The organism is Streptomyces sp. NPDC004752 (genome assembly GCF_053601275.1).
The window spans coordinates 14,306-28,256 of the sequence record NZ_JBSGBN010000026.1; the positions used below are offsets into that span (position 1 = coordinate 14,306).

15 protein-coding genes and 2 pseudogenes are annotated in these 13,951 nt (G+C 71.6%); 16 read left to right on the plus strand and 1 reads right to left on the minus strand.

Annotated elements, in window-relative coordinates; all coding sequences use genetic code 11:
* Nucleotide 1: 1 nt before the first annotated feature.
* From ACWEKM_RS13575 to ACWEKM_RS13645, 15 genes and pseudogenes are all read left to right on the plus strand, one after another.
* Nucleotides 2–241, plus strand: a complete 240-nt coding sequence (locus tag ACWEKM_RS13575; RefSeq protein WP_003973401.1) for an RNA-binding protein — start codon at nt 2–4, stop codon at nt 239–241.
* 117 nt (nt 242–358) lie between these two features.
* On the plus strand, nt 359–928 hold the full coding sequence (gene rimM / locus ACWEKM_RS13580) for a ribosome maturation factor RimM (RefSeq protein ID WP_451621341.1): 570 nt from the start codon (nt 359–361) through the stop codon (nt 926–928).
* Nucleotides 925–1,758 (plus strand): tRNA (guanosine(37)-N1)-methyltransferase TrmD, encoded by an 834-nt coding sequence (trmD, locus tag ACWEKM_RS13585; RefSeq protein WP_451621342.1) that lies wholly within the window; start codon nt 925–927, stop codon nt 1,756–1,758. Before rimM ends, trmD begins: the two co-directional genes overlap by 4 nt.
* 135 nt (nt 1,759–1,893) lie before the next feature.
* Nucleotides 1,894–2,244, plus strand: coding sequence for a 50S ribosomal protein L19 (rplS, locus tag ACWEKM_RS13590; protein ID WP_451621343.1), 351 nt, complete (start codon nt 1,894–1,896; stop codon nt 2,242–2,244).
* Nucleotides 2,245–2,289: 45 nt separating this feature from the next.
* Nucleotides 2,290–2,985 carry a signal peptidase I gene (lepB, locus tag ACWEKM_RS13595; protein WP_451621344.1) on the plus strand — a complete coding sequence of 232 codons (696 nt, stop codon included), beginning with the start codon at nt 2,290–2,292 and terminating at the stop codon, nt 2,983–2,985.
* A complete protein-coding gene (gene lepB, locus ACWEKM_RS13600; protein WP_451621345.1) occupies nt 2,978–4,069 on the plus strand; it encodes a signal peptidase I in 1,092 nt (363 codons plus the stop codon). The genes lepB (ACWEKM_RS13595) and lepB (ACWEKM_RS13600) overlap by 8 nt, the downstream gene beginning before the upstream one ends.
* A pseudogene (lepB, locus tag ACWEKM_RS13605) lies at nt 3,957–4,942 on the plus strand (signal peptidase I). The gene lepB (ACWEKM_RS13600) and the pseudogene lepB (ACWEKM_RS13605) overlap by 113 nt, the downstream one beginning before the upstream one ends.
* A gap of 129 nt (nt 4,943–5,071) precedes the next feature.
* Nucleotides 5,072–5,857: a signal peptidase I gene (gene lepB, locus ACWEKM_RS13610; protein WP_451621346.1), complete on the plus strand. Its 786-nt coding sequence runs from the start codon at nt 5,072–5,074 to the stop codon at nt 5,855–5,857.
* Nucleotides 5,847–6,371 (plus strand): NUDIX hydrolase, encoded by a 525-nt coding sequence (locus ACWEKM_RS13615; protein ID WP_451621347.1) that lies wholly within the window; start codon nt 5,847–5,849, stop codon nt 6,369–6,371. Before lepB (ACWEKM_RS13610) ends, ACWEKM_RS13615 begins: the two co-directional genes overlap by 11 nt.
* A gap of 56 nt (nt 6,372–6,427) precedes the next feature.
* Nucleotides 6,428–6,736: a DUF2469 domain-containing protein gene (locus tag ACWEKM_RS13620; RefSeq protein WP_003993268.1), complete on the plus strand. Its 309-nt coding sequence runs from the start codon at nt 6,428–6,430 to the stop codon at nt 6,734–6,736.
* 153 nt (nt 6,737–6,889) lie between these two features.
* Nucleotides 6,890–7,261 (plus strand): YraN family protein, encoded by a 372-nt coding sequence (locus ACWEKM_RS13625; protein ID WP_451621348.1) that lies wholly within the window; start codon nt 6,890–6,892, stop codon nt 7,259–7,261.
* Between the two features lies 1 nt (nt 7,262).
* Entirely contained in the window at nt 7,263–8,888 is a 1,626-nt protein-coding gene (locus ACWEKM_RS13630; RefSeq protein ID WP_451621349.1) for a YifB family Mg chelatase-like AAA ATPase, read from the plus strand.
* Nucleotides 8,885–10,045 (plus strand): DNA-processing protein DprA, encoded by a 1,161-nt coding sequence (gene dprA, locus ACWEKM_RS13635; protein WP_451621350.1) that lies wholly within the window; start codon nt 8,885–8,887, stop codon nt 10,043–10,045. The genes ACWEKM_RS13630 and dprA overlap by 4 nt, the downstream gene beginning before the upstream one ends.
* A gap of 291 nt (nt 10,046–10,336) precedes the next feature.
* Nucleotides 10,337–11,179 carry an RNA polymerase sigma factor WhiG gene (whiG, locus tag ACWEKM_RS13640; RefSeq protein WP_451621351.1) on the plus strand — a complete coding sequence of 281 codons (843 nt, stop codon included), beginning with the start codon at nt 10,337–10,339 and terminating at the stop codon, nt 11,177–11,179.
* Between the two features lie 118 nt (nt 11,180–11,297).
* Nucleotides 11,298–11,855, plus strand: coding sequence for a TetR/AcrR family transcriptional regulator (locus ACWEKM_RS13645; RefSeq protein WP_451621396.1), 558 nt, complete (start codon nt 11,298–11,300; stop codon nt 11,853–11,855).
* A 59-nt stretch (nt 11,856–11,914) separates the two neighbouring features.
* On the opposite strand, the pseudogene ACWEKM_RS13650 reads toward ACWEKM_RS13645, so the two are convergent.
* A pseudogene (locus tag ACWEKM_RS13650) lies at nt 11,915–12,559 on the minus strand (murein hydrolase activator EnvC family protein); the annotation flags it as partial.
* Nucleotides 12,560–12,884: 325 nt separating this feature from the next.
* Here ACWEKM_RS13650 and rpsB point away from each other — a divergent pair.
* On the plus strand, nt 12,885–13,865 hold the full coding sequence (rpsB, locus tag ACWEKM_RS13655) for a 30S ribosomal protein S2 (protein ID WP_451621352.1): 981 nt from the start codon (nt 12,885–12,887) through the stop codon (nt 13,863–13,865).
* Nucleotides 13,866–13,951 lie beyond the last annotated feature (86 nt).

The following is a 13,951-nucleotide window of genomic DNA, read 5'->3' on the forward strand; positions in this document are numbered from 1 at the left end:
CATGCTCGAAGAGGCGCTTGAGCACCTCGTGAAGGGCATCGTCGACAACCCTGACGATGTGCAGGTCGCCTCGCGCAACCTGCGCCGCGGGCGCGTCCTGGAGGTCCGGGTGCACCCCGACGACCTGGGCAAGGTGATCGGCCGCAATGGCCGCACCGCGCGCGCTCTGCGCACCGTCGTGGGTGCCATCGGCGGCCGCGGGGTCCGCGTCGACCTGGTCGACGTCGATCACGTCCGCTGACGCTTTTCGCAACCGGCTCGGGCCGGGGAAGGCCACTGGGCCGTCCCCGGCCCGCAGTCGTTCTGACAGGAGATGGGCAGGAGAGATGGGCAGGAGATTGACGGGAGAAGTGGACACGTGCAGCTGGTAGTCGCACGGATCGGCCGTGCCCATGGCATCAAGGGTGAGGTCACCGTCGAGGTACGCACCGACGAGCCGGAACTCAGGCTCGCGCCCGGTGCCGTGCTCGCCACCGATCCCGCCTCCGCGGGACCGCTCACCATCGAGACGGGCCGCGTCCACAGCGGCCGACTGCTCCTGCGCTTCGTGGGCGTCCGGGACCGCAGCGGGGCCGAAGCCCTCCGCAACACCCTCCTGATCGCCGAGATCGACCCGGAGGAACTGCCCGAGGGCGAGGACGAGTACTACGACCACCAGCTGATCGACCTCGATGTGGTCACCGAGGACGGCACGGAGGTCGGCCGGATCACCGAGATCTCGCACCTGCCCTCCCAGGACCTGTTCATCGTCGAGCGGCCCGACGGCAGCGAGGTGCTGATCCCCTTCGTCGAGGAGATCGTCGCCGAGATCGACCTGGCCGAGCAGAAGGCCGTCATCACACCCCCGCCGGGTCTCATCGACGACCGCACGGCCGACGACGGCCGCGGTGCCGAGCCCGGTGCAGAGTCCGGGGACGGCCACGCATGAGGCTCGACGTCGTCACGATCTTCCCCGAGTACCTGGAGCCGCTGAACGTCTCCCTCGTCGGCAAGGCACGCGCGCGCGGGCAGCTGAACGTGCACGTGCACGACCTGCGGACCTGGACGTACGACCGCCACAGCACGGTCGACGACACCCCATACGGCGGCGGTCCGGGCATGGTCATGAAGACCGAGCCATGGGGAGACGCCCTCGACTCCGTGCTGGCCGACGGCTACGAGACCGGCTCCCGGGCCCCCGCGCTGATCGTGCCCACCCCCAGCGGCCGCCCCTTCACCCAGGAACTGGCCGTCGAACTCGCCGAACGCCCCTGGCTGATCTTCGCGCCGGCCCGCTACGAGGGCATCGACCGGCGCGTCACGGACGAGTACGCGACCCGGATGCCGGTGTACGAGGTGTCCATCGGCGACTATGTGCTGGCCGGCGGCGAGGCGGCCGTCCTCGTCGTCACCGAGGCCGTGGCGCGGCTGCTGCCCGGCGTCCTCGGCAACGCCGAGTCCCACCGGGACGACTCCTTCGCGCCCGGTGCGATGGCCGGCCTCCTGGAGGGCCCCGTCTACACCAAGCCGCCCGTGTGGCGCGGCCGTGACATCCCGGACGTACTGCTCAGCGGCCACCACGGGAAGATCGCCCGCTGGCGGCGGGACGAGGCGCTGAAGCGCACGACGGCCAACCGGCCCGACCTCATCGTGCGCTGCGACCCCAGGACCCTCGACAAGAAGGACCGCGAGATGCTCTCCGTCCTCGGCTGGGCCCCGGACCCGGACGGGGAGCCGTACGGCCGATTTTGGCGCAGGCCGGAGGGCATGGAACAATAAGCGGCCGTTGTGCGTCCGTCCGGCGTGCGCCCCTGCCACAGGGGGACACGACGCCCGCCCCGACCCGCACGGCACACCTCCCGAACATCTAGTTCCCGCTGATGACCTGTGGCATCGGCGAAGAAAGCAGACGACATGTCCCACCTGCTCGACTCCGTCGACTCCGCTTCGCTGCGCGCCGACGTCCCGGCCTTCCGCCCGGGTGACACCGTCAACGTGCACGTCCGGGTCATCGAGGGCAACCGCTCCCGTGTGCAGCAGTTCAAGGGCGTGGTGATTCGCCGCCAGGGCTCCGGTGTCCGCGAGACCTTCACGGTCCGCAAGGTCTCCTTCTCCGTAGGCGTCGAGCGCACCTTCCCGGTGCACACCCCGATCGTGGAGAAGATCGAGCTCGTCACCAGGGGTGACGTGCGCCGCGCCAAGCTGTACTACCTGCGCGAACTGCGCGGCAAGGCCGCGAAGATCAAGGAGAAGCGCGACAACTGAGCGCTCCGCGGAGTTCATGGCGGGGCCGGATAGCATCAGCCCCCGATGGACACCGAAGCACAGCCGACGCAACGCGACCGTACCTCCAGACCCGGCACGCCGGGGACGGGGGGACGGTCGCGTTTCGCGTTGGTGTCGCGGTTCCCCGACTGGCTGCCGGGCGGACGGATCACCCTCACCCTCTTCATCTGTCTGCTGTTCCTGCTGCTCCTCAACACGTTCGTGGCGCAGCCGTTCCAGATCCCGAGCGGATCCATGGAAAGCGGATTGAGGATCGGGGACCGCGTCCTCGTAAATAAGTTGGCGTACCGTTTCGGTGCCGGACCGCGGCGCGGTGACATCGTCGTGTTCGACGGAACCGGGTATTTCGGGGACGCGGACTACATCAAACGCGTTGTAGGTGTGGGCGGGGACCATGTGGTGTGCTGCGACAAGGAGGGGAGGATCGAAGTGAACGGCCGAGCGGTCGACGAGACGGCGTTCCTTCACCCCGGGGACAGCCCGTCCACCGTGCCCTTCGACGTCGTCGTGCCCGAGGGCAGGCTGTTCGTCCTCGGCGACCACCGCAGCGACTCCAGCGACTCCCGCGACCACCTGGGCTCCCCGGGCGGCGGCATGATCCCCGTCGGCGAGGTGATCGGGCGCGCCGACTGGATCGCCTGGCCCTTCGCCCACTGGACCCGCCTGCACCGCCCGGCCGCCTACGCGCGCGTGCCCGCCGCGGAGGACACCCATGGGTAACCGGGGCAGGCCGCGCGGTGTGCCCAGCGGCGCCGCCGACAACCTGCTGCCCACCGGGGTCCGGCGCGCGGCCGGCCCGAGCGGCGGCCGCACCCGCACGGAGCGGCGCAAGCTCCAGCGCAAGGTCAAGCGCAAGCGCAGACGCGGCGCGGTGCGCGAGATCCCGCTCCTGGTCGGTGTGGCCGTGCTGATAGCGCTGGTCCTGAAGACGTTCCTCGTCCAGGCATTCGTGATCCCGTCGGGCTCCATGGAACAGACCATCCGGATCGGCGACCGGGTCCTGGTCGACAAGCTCACCCCGTGGTTCGGCTCCGAGCCGCAGCGCGGGGACGTCGTCGTCTTCCACGACCCGGGCGGCTGGCTGGCCGACGAGCAGACCACCAAGAAGAACGACCCTGTCGTCATCAAGCAGTTCAAGGAAGGGCTCACCTTCATCGGTCTGCTGCCCTCCGACAACGAGAAGGACCTCATCAAGCGGGTCATCGGCGTCGGCGGTGACCGCGTCAAGTGCTGCGACACACAGGGCCGCGTGACCGTAAACGGCGTTCCCCTGTCGGAGACGGACTACCTGTACCCCGGCAACGCCCCCTCCACGACGCGGTTCGACGTCACCGTCCCCGAGGGGCGGCTGTGGGTGATGGGCGACCACCGCGACAACTCGGCGGACTCGCGCGCCCACCAGGACACCGACTACGGCGGCACGGTCTCCCTGAGCTCCGTGGTGGGCCGGGCCATGGTCATCGGCTGGCCCATCGGCCACTGGTCCGGCCTGACCGAACCTAAAACCTTCGCAAGCGTGTCGAACTCCGTGTCGGGGTCGACCGCTGCTTCCCGGCTGTCGCATAGGGTTGCCTCCGACGATCCGAACGGAATGATCCAGCTCCCGACTCCTGCGGAACTCCCGCTCGTTATGGGAGTGGTGGGCCTGCGTCGTACCCGGTGCAGGCGGCGGCACGGAGTAAGGAGTTGGCGTGGGGGATGTGGCGGTTGGCGCACGGTCCGGACACGACGGCGAGGAACACCGCGGGCGCCCCGCGGAATCCAGCGGTCCTACGGCGGACGGCCCCGTGACCTCCGGGAATGACTCAGGGGCGGCACAGCACGCCATGCCCGGCGACGGGCAGCCCCCGGTGGCCGGCGCAGCGGACGGGGGGCGGGGCGACTCGGCTCCCGGGCCGAGGCAGCCGCGCTCCTTCTGGAAGGAGCTGCCACTCCTGGTCGTCATCGCGCTGGTGCTGGCGCTGCTGATCAAGACGTTCCTGGTGCAGGCGTTCTCGATCCCCTCGGATTCGATGCAGAACACCCTGCAGCAGGGTGACCGCGTCCTGGTAGACAAGCTCACCCCGTGGTTCGGCTCCGAGCCGGAGCGCGGCGAGGTCATCGTCTTCCACGACCCGGACAACTGGCTGGCGGGGGAGCCGACACCCACCGCGAACGCCGTGCAGAAGGTCCTCAGCTGGATCGGCCTGATGCCGTCCGCGGAGGAGAAGGACCTGATCAAGCGGGTCGTCGGGGTCGGCGGCGACACGGTCGAGTGCAAGAACACCGGCCCGCTGCTGGTCAACGGCAAGGCGCTGAACGAGCCGTATGTCTACCCCGGCAACACCCCGTGCACCGTGGACGACCAGGGCGGCCAGTTCAAGGTGAAGATCCCCAAGGGCTACCTCTGGGTGATGGGCGACCACCGTCAGAACTCCCGCGACTCCCGCTACAACCAGTCCGACAAGAACCACGGCATGGTCCCGGTCGACAAGGTCGTCGGCCGCGCCATCGTCAAGGCATGGCCGATCAACCGCTGGGGCACCCTGCCGGTCCCGGACACCTTCGATCAGCCGGGCCTCGACCAGCAGTCCGCCGCCGCCTCGCTGCCGGTGGCCCCCAGGGCGTCGCGCTCGTGGGCGTCCTGCCGGTGGCCGTATGGCGCCGTCGGCGGGCCGCGGCGAGCCGGACCCGCTGAGCGACCGCCCGGCCCGCATACCAGAGCAAGGCGCCCCGTTCACCCGGGGAAGCCCGGCCCGGCCCGCTGCCGACCGAGTCGGGAGGGAGGCTGGGCCCGCTTCGGTACCGCCGGGTAGGGTGCGGGTCCATGGGTGGCGAGAGCACGACACATACGGCCCCGCGCGGCACCGGTACCGGCACTGGCACCGGCGCGGCGCGGATCGGCAGCCCGCTCGGCCAGCGGCTGTCCGGAGTGGCCGTGGCACTGGGCATGGTGCTGTTCCTCGGGGGATTCGCGTGGGGAGCGGTGGTCTACCGGCCGTACACCGTGCCCACCAGCTCGATGACCCCGACGATCGACGCCGGTGACCGCGTCCTCGCGGAGCGCGTCGACGGCAGCGCGATACGCAGGGGCGATGTCGTCGTCTTCCGCGACAGGACCTGGGTGACCAACGCCGACGTGGTCAAGCGCGTGGTCGCGGTCGGCGGCGACACCGTCGCCTGCTGCACGAACGGCAAGCTGTCGGTCAACGGCAGACGGATCGAGGAGCCCTACCTCCCCGAGGGCAGCCTCGCCGAGATCACGGACTTCCCGACCGTCAAGGTCCCCGAGGGCCGCCTCTTCCTCCTCGGCGACGAGCGGCAGGGCTCGCTGGACTCCACCGCCCACCTCACCGACGCCGCCCGCGGCACCGTCGCCACCGGCGCCGTGTCCGCCCGCGTCGACGCCGTCGCCTGGCCCATGAAGGGCATGCTCACACCCCCCACCGGCTTCGAGCCCCTCGGGGCGCTCTCCTCGCCGGGGCCACTGCGCACCATCGTCGTCCTGATCGTCGTCGGCGCCGTCCTCGTCCTCGGCGGCGCCGCCTACGGACCGGTCGCCAAACGGCTGGGCCGCTCCCGCACCCGTCCGGAGGCCGCCGGTGTCCACTGAGGCCAGGGACACGGGCGAGGACACATACACGGGTGGTCTGCGCAAGGTCGCCCGGGTGGTGCTGCTGGACCCCGACGACCGCATTCTGCTGCTGCACGGCCACGAGCCGGACGACCCGGCCGACGACTGGTGGTTCACGCCCGGCGGCGGTCTGGAGGGCGACGAGACGCGCGAGCAGGCCGCGCTGCGGGAGCTGGAGGAGGAGACCGGCATCACCGACGTCGAACTGGGCCCGGTGCTGTGGCGGCGCCGGTGCTCCTTCCCGTTCGCCGGACGCCGCTGGGACCAGGACGAGTGGTACTACCTGGCCCGTACGACGCAGACCGAGACCGAGCCCGTCGCCCTGACCGAGCTGGAACGGCGAAGCGTCGCCGGAGCGCGTTGGTGGACGTGTCGGGAACTGGCCCGGGCGCATGAGACGGTGTATCCGACCAGACTCGCCGAGCTGCTCCGTACGCTGCTCGACGAAGGTCCCCCGGCCAGGCCCATGACCCTTGACACGGAAATCGTCTAGAGGGGCGCGGGACTGGCGCACAATGGTGGGATCGCACGGCTGAAGGGGAACATGCCATGAGCGCCGAGGACCTCGAGAAGTACGAGACCGAGATGGAGCTGAAGCTCTACCGGGAGTACCGCGATGTCGTCGGTCTGTTCAAATACGTGATCGAGACCGAGCGGCGCTTCTACCTCACCAACGACTACGAGATGCAGGTGCACTCGGTCCAGGGCGAGGTGTTCTTCGAGGTGTCCATGGCGGACGCCTGGGTTTGGGACATGTACCGCCCGGCCCGTTTCGTGAAGCAGGTGCGCGTCCTGACGTTCAAGGACGTGAACATTGAGGAGCTGAACAAGAGCGATCTGGAGCTGCCGAGCGGGTGACGGTCCCCGGGCGGGTGAGGAGCAGATCCCCGGGCCGGTGAGGGGTGGGATCCCCGGACGGGTGACGTGGTTGTCCACAACCGGCGGGTAACCCACCGAGATCCACTTCTGACTGCCGGGTGCGCGACCGTGGGTGCCGGAGGTGGTGCCCACATGAACGCACAGCAGGCACGCAACGCACTCGGCAGGTACGGCGAGGAGCTGGCCGCCCGGCGGCTGACCGCGGCCGGGATGACGGTCCTGGAGCGCAACTGGCGCTCCGGCAGGTCCGGCGAGATCGACATCGTGGCCCGGGACGGGGACGCACTCGTCGTCTGCGAGGTGAAGACGCGCCGGGGCGGGTGCTACGAACATCCGATGGCCGCGGTGACCCCGAAGAAGGCGGAGCGTCTCCGTGGCCTCGCGGAACGCTGGATCCAGAGCCACGACGGCGTCCCGCCCGGTGGCGTCCGCGTCGACCTGGTCGGAGTCCTCCTCCCGGACCGCGGCGCCCCCGTGGTCGAGCATGCGCGGGGGGTGGCCTGAGATGGGATTCGCCCGTACGTGCTCCGTGGCGCTGGTGGGCGTCGAGGGCGTGGTGGTAGAGGTCCAGGCCGACCTGGAGCCGGGGGTGGCGGCGTTCACGCTGGTGGGGCTGCCGGACAAGAGCCTGACGGAGAGCCGGGAACGGGTTCGGGCGGCGGTGGTCAACTCGGGCGCCGAGTGGCCCCAGAAGAAGCTCACGGTGGGCCTCAGCCCGGCCTCGGTACCGAAGGCCGGCAGCGGCTTCGACCTCGCCGTGGCCTGCGCGGTGCTCGGTGCCGCCGAGCGGATCGATCCCAGGGTGCTCGCCGACGTCATGATGATCGGCGAGCTGGGACTCGACGGCCGGGTGCGCCCCGTCCGGGGCATCCTGCCGGCGGTGCTGGCCGCGGCCGACGCCGGATACGAGCAGGTGGTGGTGCCCGAGTGCGCCGCTGCCGAGGCAACGCTGGTGCCCGGGGTGTCGGTGCTCGGCATCCGCAGCCTGCGCCAGTTGATCGCCCTGCTGACGGACGAGCCCGTACCCGACGAGGAGCCCGACGAGCTGGGCCGCCCGGACCCGCTCCTCGCGGGCCTGCGGGTGCCGGGCACAGGTGCGGCCACCGGCGTGCACAGCATCGGCGCCGCCCAGCACGACCATGACCACGACCTCGCCGACGTGGTGGGGCAGCTCTCGGCGCGCACAGCGGTGGAGGTGGCCGCCGCGGGCGGTCACCACCTGTTCCTCGAGGGGCCGCCCGGCGCGGGCAAGACGATGCTGGCAGAGCGGCTGCCCGCCGTGCTGCCCCGGCTCGGCCGGGAGGAATCGCTGGAGGTCACGGCGGTGCACTCGGTGGCCGGGCTGCTGCCGCCGGGCAAACCGCTGATCGACGTCGCGCCCTACTGCGCCCCGCACCACTCGGCCACCATGCAGTCGCTCGTCGGCGGCGGCCTCGGCATCGCGCGCCCCGGCGCGGTGTCCCTGGCCCACCGGGGCGTGCTCTTCCTCGATGAGGCGCCGGAGTTCCGCAGCCAGGCCCTGGACGCCCTGCGGCAGCCCCTGGAGGCGGGGCACGTGGTGATCGCGCGCAGCGCCGGAGTGGTCCGGTTCCCGGCGCGGTTCCTGATGGTTCTGGCGGCCAACCCGTGTCCGTGCGGACGTTTCTCGCAGCGGGACACCCTGTGCGAGTGCCTGCCGTCGGCGATCCGCCGCTATCAGGCGCGGCTGTCCGGTCCGCTGCTCGACCGGGTCGACCTCCGCGTCGAGGTGGATCCCGTGACCCGCGCCGAACTCACCCGGCCCGGTGCCCGCGGCGAGTCCACCGCGACGGTCGCAGACCGGGTCCGGGAGGCGCGGGCGCGTGCCGCCGCGCGGTTCACGGGAAGTCCGTGGCGGACCAACAGCGAAGTGCCCGGCCGGGAGCTGCGCAGCCGCTGGCACGCCGCGAGCGGCGCGATGGACGAGGCGGAGCGGAACCTGGAGCGGGGCGTGCTGACGGCCCGCGGCCTCGACCGGGTCCTGCGTGTCGCCTGGACGGTGGCCGACCTCGCCGGTCACGACCGGCCCGACGCCACCGACGTCACGCTCGCCCTGCAACTGCGCACCGGCGTCCCACGGGGCGTGCCCTTGGCCATCGGGGCACCGGTGTGACCGCGGGCACCGACCCGGACGGCGAGCTGCTCCTTCGTGTCCTGCTCACCCGTGTGATCGAGCCCGGTGACGAGGCCGGGGGGCGGTGGTTGCGGGAGTACGGGGTGCGGGAGGTGGCCCGGCGGCTGCGGGACGGCGGAGAGCCGCTGCCGGGCGTGAGCGGGACGCGCTGGGCCGGGCTGCGGGCGCGCGCCGCGCGGGCCGAGCCGCGCCGGGACCTGGAGGTCGCGTGCGCCGCCGGGGTGCGGTTCGTCTCCCCGGGGGACGCCGAGTGGCCGGCCCAGCTCGACGACCTCGGGGACGCCCGGCCCGTGGGGCTGTGGTTGCGTGGCCGGCCCAGCCTGCGGATGTGGGCGCTCAGATCGGTCGCCGTCGTCGGCGCCCGGGCCTGCACCGAGTACGGCGCCCACATGGCGGCCACCCTCGCCGCAGGGCTCGCCGAGCGCGGCTGGGTCGTGGTGTCCGGCGGCGCCTACGGCATCGACGGCGCCGCCCACCGGGGCGCCCTCGGCGCGGGCGGCGCCACCGTCGCCGTCCTGGCCTGCGGCGTCGACCGGCCCTACCCGCGCGGACACGCCGAGTTGATCACCAGGATCGCGGAACAGGGGCTGGTGTTGGGGGAGTTGCCGCCCGGCGACCATCCCACGCCGAGCCGGTTCATCCTGCGGAACCGGGTGATCGCCGCGCTCACCCGGGGCACGGTCGTCGTGGAGGCCGCCCACCGCAGCGGATCCCTGGTCACGGCGCGCGCGGCGCAGCGCCTCGGGAGGTTCACGATGGGCGTGCCCGGGCCCGCCACCAGCGCGCTGTCCGCGGGCGTGCACGAGCTGCTGCGCGGGGAGGGCGTGCTCGTCACCGATGCCGCGGACGCCGTCGAACTCATCGGGGACATGGGCGAGCTGGCCCCGGCCCGGCGAGGCCCGGTGCTCCCGCGTGACCTGCTGGAACCCGGAGCCCGACGGGTGCTGGCCGCCCTGCCCGCGGGCCGGCCGGCGCAGCCGCGGGAGATCGCGTCGGGTGCGCAGACCACGTCGGACGAGGCGATCGCGAGGCTGTACGAACTCAGAGCACTCGGGTACGTCGAACGACACGGCGACGGCTGGAAGTTGACACGCCAGGCGGTGATATCGGTCCGGGCCGGTCGGGCGGCCCGCTGACCGAGGGTGTTCGGCCGTCCGGGGGAACCCCGATGTCCTTGGGATTTCCCGGAGTTGACTCGCGGGACCGGTCACGCACAGCGATCTGCCGGGCCCACCCGGGCATGTTCCGGAGCATGCCCGTCCACGGGTGGAGCCCCGGCGTTCGCACACCGCGACTCCTCAGTCACGCTACGCTCACGAGGGCTCGGCACAGACCGGCCCAACTCGATACCGGACCGACAGCCCACCCAGGCACCTCCCTCCACAGCACTTCACGGCACTTCACGGCAGAACGGCACAAGGCGACGAATGCCCCAGCACACCTCCGGGTCCGACCGGGCGGCCATCCCCCCAGCCGCCCGCGACGGTGGCAGCGCGCGGCCGCCCGGTCCCTCGACGCTCGACGAGCTGTGGGGGTCGTACAAGGCGACGGGGGACGAGCGGCTGCGGGAGCAGCTGATCCTGCACTATTCACCGCTGGTGAAGTACGTGGCGGGGCGGGTGAGCGTGGGACTTCCGCCGAACGTGGAGCAGGCGGACTTCGTGTCGTCGGGGGTGTTCGGGCTGATCGATGCGATCGAGAAGTTCGACATCGGGCGGGAGATCAAGTTCGAGACGTACGCGATCACGCGGATCCGGGGCGCGATGATCGACGAGCTGCGGGCACTGGACTGGATTCCGCGCTCGGTGCGGCAGAAGGCGCGGAACGTGGAGCGGGCGTACGCGACGCTGGAGGCGCGGCTGCGGCGTACGCCGTCGGAGGGCGAGGTGGCGGCGGAGCTGGGGATCGGGATCGACGAGTTGCACGCGGTCTTCGGCCAGCTGTCCCTGGCGAACGTGGTGGCGCTGGAGGAACTGCTGCATGTGGGGGGCGAGGGCGGGGACCGGCTGAGTCTGATGGACACGCTGGAGGACACCGCGGCGGACAACCCGGTGGAAGTGGCGGAGGACCGGGAGCTGCGGCGATTTCTGGCACGGGCCATCAACACGTTGCCGGATCGGGAGAAGACCGTGGTGACGCTGTACTACTACGAGGGGCTCACGCTGGCGGAGATCGGGAACGTGCTGGGGGTGACCGAGAGCCGGGTCAGCCAGATCCATACGAAGTCCGTGCTCCAACTGCGGGCGAAACTGGCCGGCTTCGGCCGATGACGGGCCACGGACGCAGTGCGGGCGGACCGGTGCGGACACCCCTGGGGCACCGGGCGACTCCCGCCCGGGCGGGGGCGTCCGTACAGTGGTGGGCGTGCCAAGGATTCGAGCGGCCTCCGTGGCCGAGCATCGGTCGATGCAGCGAGCCGCCCTGCTGGACGCGGCTCGGAGCCTGCTGTCCGAGGGCGGTACGGAGGCGCTGACCTTCCCGGCCCTCGCCGAGCGCACGGGGCTTGCGCGGTCGTCCGTCTACGAGTACTTCCGTTCGCGGGCCGCGGTCGTCGAGGAGCTGTGCGAGGTCGACTTCCCCGTGTGGGCCGCCGAGGTGTCGGCGGCGATGGAGCGGGCGGACTCGGCCGAGGGCAAGGTCGAGGCGTATGTGCGCAAGCAGCTGGCGCTGGTCGGGGACCGGCGGCACCGGGCCGTCGTGGCGATCTCGGCGAGCGAGCTGGACACCGGGGCGCGGGAGAAGATCCGCGCCGCGCACGGCGGGCTCGTCGCCATGATCGTCGAGGCGCTGGAGGAGATGGGACACGCCCAGCCGCGGCTGGCGGCGGTGCTGTTGCAGGGTGTGGTGGATGCGGCGGTTCGGCGTATTGAGTTGGGGGCGGCTGAGGATCCTGCTGACATCACCGAGGCGGCCGTGACGATGGTCCTGCGGGGTGTGCGGGGCTGAGCCCGGTCGGGGCAGGAGCGGGCTCGGCGGCAGGGCCCGGCTCCTTGTCGGGAGGGTGACACCCCCAGGACCGGCAGCAGTCTCGACGGGCCCCGGCGCAGCAGCCACGGGGGCAGCAGCAGGAGGGGGTCCAGATAGGTATCGCCCCTGAGCAGTCCCCAGTGGACGCAGATGCCGGCGGTGCAGTGCGATCCGGTCGGTGCCACCCGCCCCACCACCTCGCCCGCCGCCACCTCGTCGCCCGTGCGCACCGACGCGTCCACCGGCTCGTAGGTCGTCCGCAGATCCGTGCCCGCCAGCTCGACGGAGACCACGCCCCGCCCGGCCACCCGGCCCGCGAAGGACACCCGGCCCGCCGCCACCGCCCGTACCGGAGCACCGGGCGGCGCGCCCAGGTCGACGCCTCGGTGCCCGGGGCCGTACGCCGTCGCCGGCGGCTCCCAGCCGCGTACCACCACGGGCCGCGTCCCCACCGGCCAGACCCGGGCGAGCGCCGGGACCGGGGCCGACGGGGGCGCGGCAAGGGGCGGAGCGGAAGGAGGCGGAGCGGCAGGGGGCGGAGCGGGAGGCGGGGGCGTGGGAAACACCGGCCCCGGCGACTGTGCCCGGGCCGGGAGGGCCGAACCGCCCAGGACCGCCGCCGGCACCACTGCCGCGAGCACCACCGCCCACACCCACACCCACCCGGCCCGGACCGCCCGCATGCTCGACCCGGTCCGCATCACACGCTTCGCTGACATCGCACTCATGCGAGAACCGTCCCGCACCTCCACCGAGCATGGCCGGCGCCGGTGGACTACTCACCGGTTGTGGACAACGGCGTCACCCGGTGCTCCGTCGGTCCCGTACACTTCTGGTGGCGACTCGGGTCACCGGGTCGACTTCGCACGCCCCGGCACACACCGGCCGGCAACGGTTCGTTGGTGTCAGCGCCCCTCGGTCCTCCTGTGGCAACGGCGCATGTGGGCGTCAGGCGCGGAAGCCGTCCGGCATCCGCGGCACAACCGAGAAACCCAAGGAGATACGGCCATGGCCGTCGTCACGATGCGGGAGCTGCTGGAGAGCGGCGTCCACTTCGGTCACCAGACCCGTCGCTGGAACCCGAAGATGAAGCGCTTCATCTTCACCGAGCGCAACGGCATCTACATCATCGACCTGCTCCAGTCGCTGTCGTACATCGACCGTGCCTACGAGTTCGTCAAGGAGACCGTCGCCCACGGCGGCACGGTGATGTTCGTCGGTACCAAGAAGCAGGCGCAGGAGGCCATCGCCGAGCAGGCCACCCGCGTCGGTATGCCGTTCGTCAACCAGCGCTGGCTGGGCGGCATGCTCACCAACTTCTCGACCGTCTACAAGCGTCTGCAGCGCCTGAAGGAGCTTGAGCAGATCGACTTCGAGGACGTCGCCTCCTCCGGTCTGACCAAGAAGGAGCTTCTCGTGCTCTCGCGCGAGAAGGCCAAGCTGGAGAAGACCCTCGGCGGTATCCGCGAGATGCAGAAGGTGCCCAGCGCCGTCTGGATCGTGGACACCAAGAAGGAGCACATCGCGGTCGGCGAGGCCCGGAAGCTCAACATCCCGGTCGTCGCCATCCTCGACACCAACTGCGACCCCGACGAGGTCGACTACAAGATCCCGGGCAACGACGACGCGATCCGCTCCGTCACCCTGCTCACCCGTGTGATCGCCGACGCCGTCGCCGAGGGCCTCATCGCTCGCTCCGGCGTCGCGACCGAAGGCAAGGGCGAGAAGGCTGCGGGCGAGCCGCTCGCCGAGTGGGAGCGCGACCTGCTCGAGGGCGAGAAGAAGGCCGAGGAAGCTCCGGCCGCCGAGGCTCCCGCCACTGAGGCGTCGGCCACGGAGGCTCCCGCCACTGAGGCGTCGGCCACGGAGGCTCCCGCCACTGAGGCGTCGGCCACGGAGGCTCCCGCCGCCGAGGCTCCGGCCACGGAGGCTCCCGCCGCCGAGGTTCCCGCTGCCGAGGCGCCGGCCGCCGAGGGCGAGCAGGTCTGACCCGTCAGCGCCGATGTTGACGGCGGGAGCGGCGACATGAAGTCCGCTCCCGCCGTTCACCCGTAGGTCAGCACCGAGTCGGGGAC

What these genes read in the sequence shown, in the direction of transcription:
- ACWEKM_RS13575 (WP_003973401.1), top strand. Translation starts at nt 2, where the DNA reads ATGCTCGAAGAGGCGCTTGAGCACCTCGTGAAGGGCATCGTCGACAAC.
- trmD (WP_451621342.1), top strand. Translation starts at nt 925, where the DNA reads ATGAGGCTCGACGTCGTCACGATCTTCCCCGAGTACCTGGAGCCGCTG.
- rplS (WP_451621343.1), top strand. Translation starts at nt 1,894, where the DNA reads ATGTCCCACCTGCTCGACTCCGTCGACTCCGCTTCGCTGCGCGCCGAC.
- lepB (WP_451621344.1), top strand. Translation starts at nt 2,290, where the DNA reads ATGGACACCGAAGCACAGCCGACGCAACGCGACCGTACCTCCAGACCC.
- lepB (WP_451621345.1), top strand. Translation starts at nt 2,978, where the DNA reads ATGGGTAACCGGGGCAGGCCGCGCGGTGTGCCCAGCGGCGCCGCCGAC.
- lepB (WP_451621346.1), top strand. Translation starts at nt 5,072, where the DNA reads ATGGGTGGCGAGAGCACGACACATACGGCCCCGCGCGGCACCGGTACC.
- ACWEKM_RS13620 (WP_003993268.1), top strand. Translation starts at nt 6,428, where the DNA reads ATGAGCGCCGAGGACCTCGAGAAGTACGAGACCGAGATGGAGCTGAAG.
- ACWEKM_RS13625 (WP_451621348.1), top strand. Translation starts at nt 6,890, where the DNA reads ATGAACGCACAGCAGGCACGCAACGCACTCGGCAGGTACGGCGAGGAG.
- ACWEKM_RS13630 (WP_451621349.1), top strand. Translation starts at nt 7,263, where the DNA reads ATGGGATTCGCCCGTACGTGCTCCGTGGCGCTGGTGGGCGTCGAGGGC.
- whiG (WP_451621351.1), top strand. Translation starts at nt 10,337, where the DNA reads ATGCCCCAGCACACCTCCGGGTCCGACCGGGCGGCCATCCCCCCAGCC.
- rpsB (WP_451621352.1), top strand. Translation starts at nt 12,885, where the DNA reads ATGGCCGTCGTCACGATGCGGGAGCTGCTGGAGAGCGGCGTCCACTTC.